Source organism: Geodermatophilus sp. DF01-2, from assembly GCF_004571065.1.
In the GTDB taxonomy this organism is placed as follows: domain Bacteria; phylum Actinomycetota; class Actinomycetes; order Mycobacteriales; family Geodermatophilaceae; genus Geodermatophilus.
Map to the genome: position 1 here is coordinate 18,095 of NZ_SPQN01000058.1, position 11,051 is coordinate 29,145.

An 11,051-nucleotide genomic window follows, 5' to 3' on the forward strand; every position below is an offset into this window, starting at 1 on the left:
GGTCAGCCAGCGACGCCAGGAGTGCCGCTGTCTGCCGCTGCTGAGGAAGCGACTGCGTTGTGCCGCCGCCACCGCGGGACGGCGGCACGGTCAGGCCGTGACGTCGACCAGGTCGATGACGAAGGTGAGGGTCGCCCCGCCGGGGATGGGCCCCTGCCCCTGCGGGCCGTAGCCCAGGTCACTCGGGATGGTGACCAGGCGCCGGCCGCCGACGTTCATGCCGCTGATCGCCTGCTCGAAGCCGGGGATCACCTGGCCGGCGCCGACCACGACCGGCAGGGTCTCGTCCGGTCCACGGCTCCAGGAGGAGTCGAACTCCTCGCCGCTCTCGTAGAAGGCGCCGACGTACCTGACCGCGGCGGTCGAGCCGGCCACGGCCTCGGGACCGGTCCCGACCACGACGTCGCTGATCAGCAGGTCGCAGGGCGGCGGCACGTCGGACGGCGGCACGTCGGGCGCGACGCTCAGGTCGGTGGAGATGCCCGCGGCCGGCTCGGCCGTCGGGGGGCGGGACTGGCACGTCTGGGTCGCCGGTTCCTCGAGAGGGGACTCCTCCGCGGCAGGTGCCTCCACGGCTTCCCCCTGCGGCGGACCCGAGTCCTCGTCACCGCCACCGCCGCAGGCGGCGAGCGAGAGCGAGACGGCCAGCGCGAGCAGCACGCGGTGGACGGGGCGACGGGTCATGGAGCTTCTCCTGCGGATGGCATGCGGTCGGCGTCCCGTGGGTCGAGCGCGCCGCGTGCGATGTCACGCCGCCTTCACCGCTCGAGGCCCGGCCGGCGCATTCGTGCACCCAGCGTAGTCGTCGGACGGGAGGACTGCGGTGTGCGGCGGGTCGGCGGGCTCGCCCGGAGACGGCCGAGGGCGCGGAGGGAGCGCGCCGGGTCCTCGGGCAGAGGCTGGACGGGACGTGCCGGCCGGCCGAGCTCCGGCCGGTCTCAGCAGCACAGCAGGTCGAACGTGAGCACCCGGACCGGGTCGCCGGCGGCGTCCTGGCGGATCCCGTCGGCGGACGCCCACGACCGGCTCGTCCGCCCACCGGTCTGCGGAACGACGGCGAGCGCGGTCCCGTGCTCGCCGTCGCGGATCGACGCCGCGACAGCGGCGGGCAGCGTCACCGCGCACCTGGTCGAGGCGACGCCGCAGGACCCGATGTGCGTTCCGAACCGTCTGGCCCACGGCCGGTCGTGGGGAGGTCGCGGGTGAGAGGTCGAACGCGGCGGGGACGTGCCGGAGGTGGAGTCCCGTGTGCGGTGACCCTGCGGTCGGCCCGGTCCGCGACGAGCATGGCGACGACCGGACACGCCGACCCGAGGAGTCCGTCGATGTCCCCGATCGACCTGTCGCAGTCGTCCCTCGAGCAGAAGGTGTCCCTGCTCTCCGGGCGCGACTTCTGGTCCACCCGGCCGATCCACGACGTGGGCGTCCCCTCGGTGGTGCTGACCGACGGGCCGCACGGCATCCGTCGCCAGGTGGCCGGCTTCGACCACATCGGGCTGGGCGAGAGCCTGCCGGCCACGTGTTTCCCGCCCGCGGTCGCGGTGGGCAGCAGCTGGGACCCCGCGGTCGCCGAGCAGGTCGGTGCGGCGGTCGGCCGGGAGGGCCGTGCGCTCGGCGTCCAGGTCGCGCTCGGGCCGGGCGTGAACATCAAGCGCTCGCCGCTGTGCGGGCGCAACTTCGAGTACTACTCGGAGGACCCGCTGCTCTCCGGCGTGCTCGGCGCGGCGCACGTGCGCGGCCAGCAGGGCGAGGGCGTCGGCGCGTCGGTCAAGCACTTCGCGGCCAACAACCAGGAGACCGACCGGATGCGGGTCAGCGCCGACGTCGACGAGCGCACCCTGCGGGAGGTCTACCTGCCGGCCTTCGAGCGGATCGTCACCGAAGCCGCGCCGGCCACCGTCATGTGCTCCTACAACCGGGTCAACGGCGTGTTCGCGTCGGAGAACCGGTGGCTGCTCACCGAGGTGCTGCGCGACGAGTGGGGCTTCGGCGGCGCGGTCGTCTCCGACTGGGGTGCGGTCGACGACCCGGTCGCCGCGCTGCGCGCCGGGCTGGACCTGGAGATGCCCGGTCCCTCGGAGGCGAACGTCCGGCGGGTCGTCGACGCCCTCCGGGCCGGTGAGCTCGACGAGGCCGTCGTCGACGCGGCCGTCCGGCGGGTGGTGGCGCTGACCGACCTGGTCCCCACGGAGGAGCCGGGCGACTTCGACGTCGACGCCCACCACGCGCTGGCCCGCGAGCTGGCCGCCCAGTGCGCCGTCCCGCTCAAGAACGACGGCGAGGTGCTCCCGTTCGCCGACGGGACGCGGATCGCCGTGCTCGGCGAGTTCGCCACCACGCCGCGCTACCAGGGCGGCGGCAGCTCGCACCTCACCCCCACCCGGGTGGACACCGCTCTCGACGCGATCCGCGCGCTGGCCGCCGGGCGGGACTGCACGGTCGAGACGGCTCGCGACCCGGCCGCCGCGGTCGAGGTCGCGCGCACCGCCGACGTCGCCGTCGTCTTCGCCGGCCTCGGCGAACGCGAGGAGTCCGAGGGCTTCGACCGCGACACCCTCGACCTGCCCGCCGCCCAGGTCGAGCTCATCCGCACGGTCGCCGCCGCCGCGCCGCGCACCGTCGTCGTCCTCTCCAACGGCGGCATCGTCTCGCTCGAGGGATGGCACGACGACGTCGACGCCGTCCTGGAAGGCTTCCTGCTCGGCCAGGCCGGCGGCGGCGCGATCGCCGATCTGCTGTTCGGCGTCGCCAACCCGTCGGGCCACCTCGCCGAGACGATCCCGCTGCGGCTGCAGGACACCCCCAGCTACGTGAACTTCCCCGGGGAGCAGGGCCACGTCCGCTACGGCGAGGGCGTGATGGTCGGCTACCGCTGGCACCAGACCGTGGGGACGCCGGTGCGCTACCCGTTCGGCCACGGCCTGTCGTACACGACCTTCGCGACCAGCGACCTGGCCGTCGAGGCCACCGGCGACGACACCGCCCGCGTCACGGTCACCGTCACCAACACCGGCGAGCGGGCCGGCCGGCACGTCGTCCAGGTCTACGTCGCGACGACGGCCGGGCCGGTGCGGCGGCCGGCGCGCGAGCTGCGCGCGTTCACCAAGGTCGCGCTCGAGCCCGGCGAGGTCCGCACGGTCACCCTCGACCTCGACCGCCGCGCCTTCGCCTACTACGACGTGCCGGACGCCGGGTGGGTCGTCGCGCCGGGGGAGTACGTCGTGCAGGTCGGCCAGGACGCCGCCACCGTCGTCGCGGAGGCCGGCCTGCCGCTCACCGGCGACGTCGTCGTCCGCGAGCTGACCCTCGAGTCCACCGTCGCCGAGTGGTCGGCCCACCCGGTCGTCGGCCCGACGCTGCTGGAGGAGATCGCCGCGGACCTGCCCGGGGACGGCGCACCCGACCCCGACGTCCTGCGCATGGTCGAGTCGATGCCGATGGGGAAGGTCGCCGGGATGCTCGCCGGCCCGGCCCTCGACGCGACCCTCCAGCGCCTGATCCAGCGCAGCCGCGCCGCAGCCACCTCCTGACCGATCAGCCTCCCCGAGGAGGAGCCAAGCCCGTCGACCCGCTGCTCCCCGTCCTGCGGGGCCTACGTGCCGGAGGCGGGGCAGGCGGTGACCACCACGCTGCGGCGCGCGGGCGAATCGTCAGCGGGCGAGCTGGCGGCTGATGACCAGGCGCTGGATCTGGTTGGTGCCCTCGAAGATCTGCATGACCTTGGCCTCGCGCATGTAGCGCTCGACGGGGAAGTCGCGGGTGTAGCCGTAGCCGCCGAGCACCTGGACGGCGTCGGTGGTCACCTTCATCGCGGCATCCGTGGCCACCAGCTTCGCGACCGACGCCTGCCGGCTGTACGTCCGCCCGGCGTCCCGGCGGCGGGCCGCGTCGAGGTAGGTGGCGCGGGCGGTGTCGACCGCGGCCGCCATGTCCGCGAGCAGGAAACCCAGCCCCTGGTGGTCGACGATCCTCCGGCCGAAGGTGCTGCGCTCGTGGGCGTAGTCGACCGCGGCGTCCAGCGCGGCCTGCGCCAGGCCGGTGGCGACCGCCGCGATGCCCAGCCGCCCGGAGTCCAGCGCGGAGAACGCGATCGACAGCCCCTGCCCCTCGGCGCCGATCAGCCGGTCGGCCTCGATCAGCGCGCCGTCCCAGTTGGCCATCGTGGTGGGGATGGCGTGCAGGCCCATCTTCTCCTCGGGCCGGCCGAAGGAGAGCCCCTCGACCCGGCCCGGGGCGAGGAAGCAGGAGATGCCGCGGGAGCCCTCCCCGGTGCGGGCGAACAGCGCGTAGAAGTCGGCCACCCCGCCGTGGGTGATCCACGCCTTGGTGCCGGACACCCGGTAGCCGCCCTCGGCCCGCTCGGCCCGGCAGGCCAGCGCCGCGGCGTCCGACCCGGCCTGCGGCTCCGACAGCGAGTACCCGCCGACCAGCTCACCGGCGAGCATCCGCGGCAGCCACCGCTCCCGCTGCTCCGGCGTCCCGAACGTGGCCAGCGGGTGGCAGGCCAGCCCGTGCACCGACACCGCCACGGCTACCGCCGCCCAGCGCGCGCCGAACTCCTCCAGGACCTGCAGGTAGACCTCGTAGGGCTGCCCGCCGCCGCCGGACTCCTCCGGGTACGGCAGACCCAGCAGCCCCAGCCCGCCCAGCGTCGCTAACAGCCCGTCGGGGTAGGTCTCGGCCCGCTCGTGCTCGTCCACCCGGGGAGCCAGCTCCTTGTCCGCGACGTCGCGGACGAGGGCCAGCAGGGCTTGCGCCTCCTCGTTCGGCAGCAGGCGGTCGACGGTCACGGCAGGTCCCTCCGAGAGTCGCAGGTCAGCTCTTGAGCTCGGGGAACTGGTCGTCCCGCCACTCGACGCCGGAGCCGGTGTCGGCGGTGGCGAGCTCCTCCTCGCGGGCCCGCAGCTCCACCCGCCGGATCTTCCCCGAGATCGTCTTGGGCAGCTCGGCGAACTCGATCCGCCGCACCCGCTGATAGGGGTTCAGGCGCTCACGGGCGTACCGCAGCACCGACAGCGCCGTCTCCTCCGTCGGCTCGTGTCCCGGAGCCAGCGTGACGTAGGCCTTCGGTACGGCCAGCCGCAGGGCGTCGGGGGCCGGGACGACGGCCGCCTCGGCGACCGCCGAGTGCTCGATGAGCACCGACTCCAGCTCGAACGGGCTGATCTTGTAGTCGCTGGCCTTGAAGACGTCGTCGGTGCGGCCGACGTAGGTGATGTAGCCGTCGGCGTCGACGCTCGCGACGTCCCCGGTGTGGTAGTACCCGCCGGCCATCGCCTCGGCATCGCGCTCGGGGTCGCCCTGGTAGCCGGTCATCAGCGGTAGCGGGTGCTCGGCGAGGTCCAGGCAGACCTCCCCCTCGCCGGGGCCCTCGACCGGGCGGCCGGTGAGCGGGTCGACCAGCACCACCGGCACGCCCGGCAGCGGACGGCCCATCGACCCGGGCTTCACCTCCGATCCCGGGGTGTTGCCGACCTGCGCGGTGGTCTCGGTCTGCCCGTACCCGTCCCGGATGGTCAGGCCCCAGGCCCGGCGGACCTGCTCGATGACCTCGGGATTGAGCGGCTCCCCGGCACCGATGACCTCCCGGAGGGAGCCCGGCCCACCGGACAGGTCGGCGTTGACGAGCATCCGCCACACCGTCGGCGGCGCACAGAAGGTCGTGACCCCGCGCTCGCGGATCTGGGCCAGCAGGGCCGCCGCGTCGAAACGCCGGTAGTTGTGGACCACCACCGTCGCCTCGGCGATCCACGGGGCGAAGAAGCAGGACCAGGCGTGCTTGGCCCAGCCGGGCGAGGAGATGTTGAGGTGGACGTCCCCGGGCTGCAGGCCCAGCCAGTACACCGTCGACAGGTGCCCGACCGGGTAGGAGACCTGGGTGTGCTCCACCAGCTTCGGGCGGGACGTCGTCCCGGAGGTGAAGTACAGCAGCAGCGGGTCGCCGGGCGCCGTCCCGGGGTGCTCGACCGGGGCGTGCTCGAGGTCCGCGGCGGCACGGAGGTCGGCCCAGCCCTCGGCCGACCCGACGCCGATGCGGGTGTAGTCCCCGGGGACCTCGTCGAACTTCCCGACGTCGGCGGCGTTGCAGACGACGTGGCGGGCCCCGCCGCGGGCGATCCGGTCGACGAGGTCGGCCGGGCCGACCGCGGTGGTGGTCGGCATGATCACCGCCCCGAGCTTCATGACCGCGAGCATCGACTCCCACAGCTCGACCTGGTTGCCGAGCATGAGGAGGACCGGGTCGCCCTTGCCGACGCCCCGGTCGGCGAGCCAGGCCGCCAGCCGGTCCGAGGCGCGGGACATCTCGGCGAAGCTCCGCTCGGTCGACGACCCGTCCTCCTCCACCAGGACCAGGGCCGGGCGGCCATTGTCCCGGGCGATCACGTCGAACCAGTCCACCGCCCAGTTGAACCGCTCCCCCAGCTCGGGCCAGCGGAACTCCGCCACCGCCGTCTCGTGCCGGCCGCGCAGCGCCAGCAGCTGGTCCCGGCTCGCCCGGTAGGCCTCGGTGACGTCCATCGGGGTGTCCCCTCCCTGTGCGTGCTCCGACATCGGCCGGCCTGGCCACAGTGGCACAGCGCACCGCCCCCTGCGGGAGGAACAGCCTCAGGCCGGCGCGCTCGGCGTGGACGAGGTCACCGCGGCCACCACCGACGGGTAGACCTCCTCGGCGACCGCACGCAGCTCGGCGTCCGTGCGGTCCTGCACGGGGTGCGGCACCAGCACGTAGGGCGCCGGGAAGCCCAGCGCCGCACCCTGCAGCCGGGCGGCGTCGGCGAAGGCCTCGCTGGCGAGGAAGACACCCACCGCGCCGCGGCGCTCCAGGTCGGCGATGTCGTGCACACTGCACGACGTGCACGAGCCCTAGTCGGCCAGCGCCTCGATCACCACCTCGCACTGCTCGGTGATCTCGTGCCGCAGGTCCACCGGGGCGACCCGCGCGAACGTCGGCTTCCGGTAGCGCCGCACCATCGCGCCGTCCGCCCGGAGCAGCTCCGCGAGGCGGTCCAGGACGACGTCGCCGCGGGCCTTGCTGATGTCGAGCAGGCCCACGGTGCGGCCCTGCAGCGACGTCGGGCGCGGCAGCAGCGCCCGGGCCGGCGCCTGGCGCTCGCCGGTGGGATCGAGGACCGTCCTCATGCCCGTACCTCCCGTGTCACGGGGACGCTCCCCGTCTCGCCGGACACCCATCCGCCGACGATCGCGCTGAACAATCCGGCGTCCCCGCCGGCGTGCGCGACCAGCAAGCCGCCGGGCCGGAACTTGGGCAGCTCGTCGGCCGCGACTCCGGGCGGCACGCCCTCGGCCATGCCGCCGGCGCCCCGCACCAGCTCGCCCGCCGGCAGCCTCAGCAGACCGTCGAGCTCGGCCAGCAGGCGGGCGCGGTCCCAGCCGGCCTCCCGCAACACCCGGCCGTGCTCCGGGGAGACCACGAGCATCGCGTCGAAGGCCATCGGCAGCTTCGGGTGCGCGTTGACGCGCAGGCAGGCCGCGAACGTGCGGGCCAGCGACTCCGGATCGCGGCTGAGCTGGTCGACCACCGGCTGCACACCCGAGCCGGCGAAGACCGTCACCGCGTCGCCGGACACCCCGCGGTCGGCGGCCAGCGGCGCGAACGGGCTGTCCTGTTCCCGCTCGGCGAAGCAGAAGGTGACCTTGCCCGGATTGCCCAGGGTCGCCCGGTCCACCTCGCCGGGACGGCCGCCACCGACGTTGCGCACCACCAGCTGCAGCGCCCGACCGATCGTGGCGTTCGCGCGGTTTCCCTGCCCGAGAGCGTTGACCCCGCTGTTCATCCCGATCCGGGCGGCGACCGGTCCGTTGACGATCACGACCGGCCCCGAGAAGTAGGTGGTCGCCAGCAGGCCGTGCAGTGCGAACTCCTCCGCGGCCGCCGCCTCGACCGCCGCCAGGACGACCGGCAGGTGCTCGGGCAGGCATCCGGCCATCACCGCGTTGACCGCGACCTTCTCGACGGTGCACGCCACCAGGTCGGGCGGGACGACGGCGACCACCTCCTGCGGGTCGCGGGTGGTGCCGCGCAGCATCCGCACCACCCGCTCCGGGGTCGGCGGGACGACGGGCAGCCCGTCGGTCCAGCCCCGGTCGAACAGCGCCTCGTGCTCGTCCTCGAGGTCGGCCAGCTCGACCCGGCGGCTGGTCAACCCGCTGCCGCCGTACCGGGCTTCGAGTGCGTCGATCCGGAACGGGTCCACCGACAGCGATCCGCAGCCCGGCCGGTGCTCGGGCAGGCCCTCGCCCAGCCCGGCGACGCCGGTCAGCGCCTCCCACTGCGTACGGCTCCAGCCGACCGTCCGCGCGGTCTCCGCGCCGTTCTCCCGCCGCAGCAGGGTCGGGACCGTCTCGATGCCGAGGCGGTAGGACAGCTCCAGGTCGGTGTCCTCGTGGTCGAACCACGTGGGGTCGTCCTGGCACCACACCGCGGCGCCGAGTCGGCGCAACACCGGCTCGACCAGCACGCAGGTCGGGCAGTCCCGCTTGACGACGGCGACCAACCCGTCCGGCAGTTCCACGAAGGCGACCCTACAAGGACCCCCTTGCCCCCCACCGCTCGCACGCTCGCGGCGGGACCCTACAAGGACCCCCTTGCCCCCCACCGCTCGCACGCTCGCGGCGGGACCCTGCATGGGCCGGGTTCTCCTTCGCCGGCGTGTTCCCGATGGGCGGCGGCGGGGAAAGCCCAGAGCCACGACCGATGAGAGCAGGAGGACCGAGTGCCTGAGATCGCCTACGTCTCCGAAGTCCGCGTCGAGCGCCTGGGTGGACCGCTCCGTGCGGCGCACCTGCCGGGTGAGGAGGAACCGACGGTGTACGGCATGCACGGGGCCATCGCCGAGCACTACGGGATGGATCCGGGTGGGGCTCCCAGCCACGCCAGCACGATCGACCACGTCGTCGGTGCCGCCCTCGGTTAGCTCACCGGAACGTTCGCCGGGGCCCTGGCGGCCCGGCGGATCGACCCCACCGGTCTGGTGGGGCATGCGCGCGGTGAGGTCGAACTGGAAGGCAGAGTCTTGGTGCTCAAGCGCATCGCGGTCACCTACACGGGCCTGGACGTCGCCGACCAGGACGCCGAAAAGGTCCAGCGGGTGCTCGCCGTCCACGCTGACGGCTGCCCGGTCGCTCGGAGCCTGAAGGGAGCCATCGAGATCACCACGCACCTCGGCTGACGTCCCGGCCGGTGAGCCTGGTGGCGCTCGGCCACAACGGCGGTTCGCCCTTCCTCGGCGCGGGCGGCACCTTCCGGGTCCCCGTGCCCGGTGGGCGGACCGAGCTCACCGACCTGTCCCGCCTGGGCACCACCCGCGGTGGCGCCTACGTCTTCCTCCCCAACCCAGCCAGGCGCGGTGGACCGACCACCGAGCGGGACCCCGTCAACTCGCCGTGACCTCCCGAGCGTCGATCCATTCGAACCGACCTCGCGATCCGCCGGCCAGGTAGGCCTCGGGCAGCCCGTCGGTCAGCCGGACGGCGATGGCGGACAGGACCCTCCGGCCCGATCTGACCTCCGTGGGGGCCGGTAGACCGACGAACTCGCTGTGCGCACCGGGCGGGACGACCATGGCCCCGGTGATCTTGGCCGCTTTGTGCCAGTCCAGTGACTGGCCAGGGGGTGCAGCCAGGTACTCCAGCTGCTGGCCCGGCAGTTGCCTGACGGCGATGGCCTGGTAACTGTCGTGCCCGTCGATGCAGAGCTCCAGCGGAGCCGGCAGCGGCAGTATCGACGAATCGGCCGGGCCGCTCGCTGTGCCCGGCCCGCTCTTGATGGCGTCAGCGACCAGTTCCGCAGCGACCTGCACCGCGGGCTTGACCTGCAGGTCGGACTTCTTGACCTCGGACGCTCGCCGAGGGCGACCGTGGCTTCGATTAGCGCCATGTCGTGGAGGCCCGCCGCGTCCAGCTCCGTCCGCAGCCGGGCCAGGATGCGCGCCCGGGCGGATGGCCGTGCCGGTCCTCGTGGCGGACCTCATGGCGGACCTCGAGACGGACCTCGAGGCGCCGGGACGCCGAGGTCGTCGAGCACCTGGAGCCAGCCGAGGTCGCAGCGGGGGGCCTGCATCCGCCGGGCCCAGTCCCCAGGTTCCCGCACGTCGACCCGGACGCCGTCGGCCAGCGCCAGAACGTCCCCGGTCACCTCGACGAGGCCGGGCGCGACCTTGTGGAGCCGCCACAGTGCCGACCGGAGATTGCCGTGGGCGTGGTCCTCCGGCACGTCGGGCCACAGGTGACCGGCGATCGCGGTCCGGGGTGGCCGCCCGAAGGAACAGAGGTGGGCGACAGGCGCTGGATGCCCCGCGGCAGTTCCTCCAGGAGGGAGGGTGATCCCGCGTCACCGAGCGGCAGCGAGAACCCATCGAGCAACGTGATCCGTGCGGGCGGCGCGGCAGTCACGTGGGGCACGCCTCGGGCACCTGGTGAGTGACGTGCGGCAGTGATCAGGTGCCTCGGAGCCGAGATGCTCGGATCACGGCGGCGCGGTGTCCATCCGTTGCGGTTCCGTCACGGACGAAGATTCCTCGAGCCGGTGACTTCCTCGACCGGATGACACCCGACGGCGGCCGGCTTCCCGCCCGGACGGCGGCCGGCGAGCTGGACCCGCCGGTCCGCTCAGCCCCGGTAGTTCACGTGCACGTGGTCGAAGTGGTTCGCCGTCACGCCGCCGCGGTCGGCCATCTGCTTCCAGGAACCGGACGGCGACGAGAGCATCCGCTGCTCCCAGATGAGGTACTCCACGCCGAGCTCGTCCCAGTGCGCGACGTGGTACGCGACGATCGCGTCACCGAGCGCGGCGTCGGACATGACCATGTAGTCCAGGGCCAGCCCGGACGGGTGGCCGCCCGGGTCGGCCGCGCTGGGGCGGGTGCCGCCGAGGGTGATGCCGTCGGCGCCGGGCACGTTGCTGACGACCGCGTCCGCGGCGGCCTGCACGCCCGGTGCGACGTTCCCCGCGCTGTTGGTGATGCGGGCGACCCTGCCCGGCGCTGCGGCGGCCGCCGCGGCGGTCGGTGCCGCCTCCGCGGCCTCGCCGG

At 73.9% G+C, this 11,051-nt stretch carries 10 protein-coding genes and 3 pseudogenes; 4 read left to right on the plus strand and 9 right to left on the minus strand.

What is annotated here, in order from left to right:
- Positions 1-90: 90 nt before the first annotated feature.
- The gene (locus E4P41_RS15040; RefSeq protein WP_135142085.1) at positions 91-684 is read right to left on the minus strand and encodes an FKBP-type peptidyl-prolyl cis-trans isomerase; all 594 of its coding nucleotides are present in this window, start codon (positions 682-684) and stop codon (positions 91-93) included.
- A 254-nt stretch (positions 685-938) separates the two neighbouring features.
- The gene (locus tag E4P41_RS15045; protein ID WP_135142086.1) at positions 939-1,118 is read right to left on the minus strand and encodes a hypothetical protein; all 180 of its coding nucleotides are present in this window, start codon (positions 1,116-1,118) and stop codon (positions 939-941) included.
- 207 nt (positions 1,119-1,325) lie between these two features.
- Between E4P41_RS15045 and E4P41_RS15050 the strand changes: the two genes are divergently transcribed.
- Entirely contained in the window at positions 1,326-3,530 is a 2,205-nt protein-coding gene (locus E4P41_RS15050) for a glycoside hydrolase family 3 C-terminal domain-containing protein (protein WP_135142087.1), read from the plus strand.
- 120 nt (positions 3,531-3,650) lie between these two features.
- Here the strand turns inward: E4P41_RS15050 and E4P41_RS15055 are convergent, their stop codons facing one another.
- The 4 genes and pseudogenes from E4P41_RS15055 to E4P41_RS15075 all read right to left on the minus strand — a co-directional run bounded on the left by E4P41_RS15055 (position 3,651) and on the right by E4P41_RS15075 (position 8,534).
- Positions 3,651-4,790: an acyl-CoA dehydrogenase family protein gene (locus tag E4P41_RS15055; RefSeq protein ID WP_135142088.1), complete on the minus strand. Its 1,140-nt coding sequence runs from the start codon at positions 4,788-4,790 to the stop codon at positions 3,651-3,653.
- Between the two features lie 25 nt (positions 4,791-4,815).
- Positions 4,816-6,519, minus strand: coding sequence for an AMP-binding protein (locus E4P41_RS15060; protein WP_135142089.1), 1,704 nt, complete (start codon positions 6,517-6,519; stop codon positions 4,816-4,818).
- 87 nt (positions 6,520-6,606) lie between these two features.
- Positions 6,607-7,140: pseudogene (locus E4P41_RS23705) on the minus strand (UGSC family (seleno)protein).
- On the minus strand, positions 7,137-8,534 hold the full coding sequence (locus E4P41_RS15075) for a thioredoxin family protein (protein ID WP_135142092.1): 1,398 nt from the start codon (positions 8,532-8,534) through the stop codon (positions 7,137-7,139). The pseudogene E4P41_RS23705 and the gene E4P41_RS15075 overlap by 4 nt, the downstream one beginning before the upstream one ends.
- Before the next feature lie 201 nt (positions 8,535-8,735).
- Here E4P41_RS15075 and E4P41_RS15080 point away from each other — a divergent pair, with 201 nt between their 5' ends.
- The 3 genes and pseudogenes from E4P41_RS15080 to E4P41_RS15090 all read left to right on the plus strand — a co-directional run bounded on the left by E4P41_RS15080 (position 8,736) and on the right by E4P41_RS15090 (position 9,409).
- Positions 8,736-8,936: a hypothetical protein gene (locus E4P41_RS15080; protein WP_135142093.1), complete on the plus strand. Its 201-nt coding sequence runs from the start codon at positions 8,736-8,738 to the stop codon at positions 8,934-8,936.
- A gap of 21 nt (positions 8,937-8,957) precedes the next feature.
- Positions 8,958-9,191: pseudogene (locus E4P41_RS15085) on the plus strand (OsmC family protein); the annotation flags it as partial.
- Positions 9,192-9,202: 11 nt separating this feature from the next.
- Positions 9,203-9,409 carry a hypothetical protein gene (locus E4P41_RS15090; RefSeq protein ID WP_135142095.1) on the plus strand — a complete coding sequence of 69 codons (207 nt, stop codon included), beginning with the start codon at positions 9,203-9,205 and terminating at the stop codon, positions 9,407-9,409.
- Here the strand turns inward: E4P41_RS15090 and E4P41_RS15095 are convergent.
- From E4P41_RS15095 to E4P41_RS15105, 3 genes and pseudogenes are all read right to left on the minus strand, one after another.
- Positions 9,396-9,821 (minus strand): hypothetical protein, encoded by a 426-nt coding sequence (locus E4P41_RS15095; RefSeq protein ID WP_135142096.1) that lies wholly within the window; start codon positions 9,819-9,821, stop codon positions 9,396-9,398. The genes E4P41_RS15090 and E4P41_RS15095 overlap by 14 nt on opposite strands.
- Positions 9,822-9,988: 167 nt before the next feature.
- Positions 9,989-10,234 carry a hypothetical protein gene (locus E4P41_RS15100; protein WP_135142097.1) on the minus strand — a complete coding sequence of 82 codons (246 nt, stop codon included), beginning with the start codon at positions 10,232-10,234 and terminating at the stop codon, positions 9,989-9,991.
- A gap of 395 nt (positions 10,235-10,629) precedes the next feature.
- Positions 10,630-11,051: pseudogene (locus E4P41_RS15105) on the minus strand (hypothetical protein); the annotation flags it as partial.

Excerpts from the sequence above, each read along its gene's own strand:
- E4P41_RS15040 (WP_135142085.1), bottom strand. The coding sequence starts at position 684 with ATGACCCGTCGCCCCGTCCACCGCGTGCTGCTCGCGCTGGCCGTCTCG.
- E4P41_RS15050 (WP_135142087.1), top strand. The coding sequence starts at position 1,326 with ATGTCCCCGATCGACCTGTCGCAGTCGTCCCTCGAGCAGAAGGTGTCC.
- E4P41_RS15060 (WP_135142089.1), bottom strand. The coding sequence starts at position 6,519 with ATGGACGTCACCGAGGCCTACCGGGCGAGCCGGGACCAGCTGCTGGCG.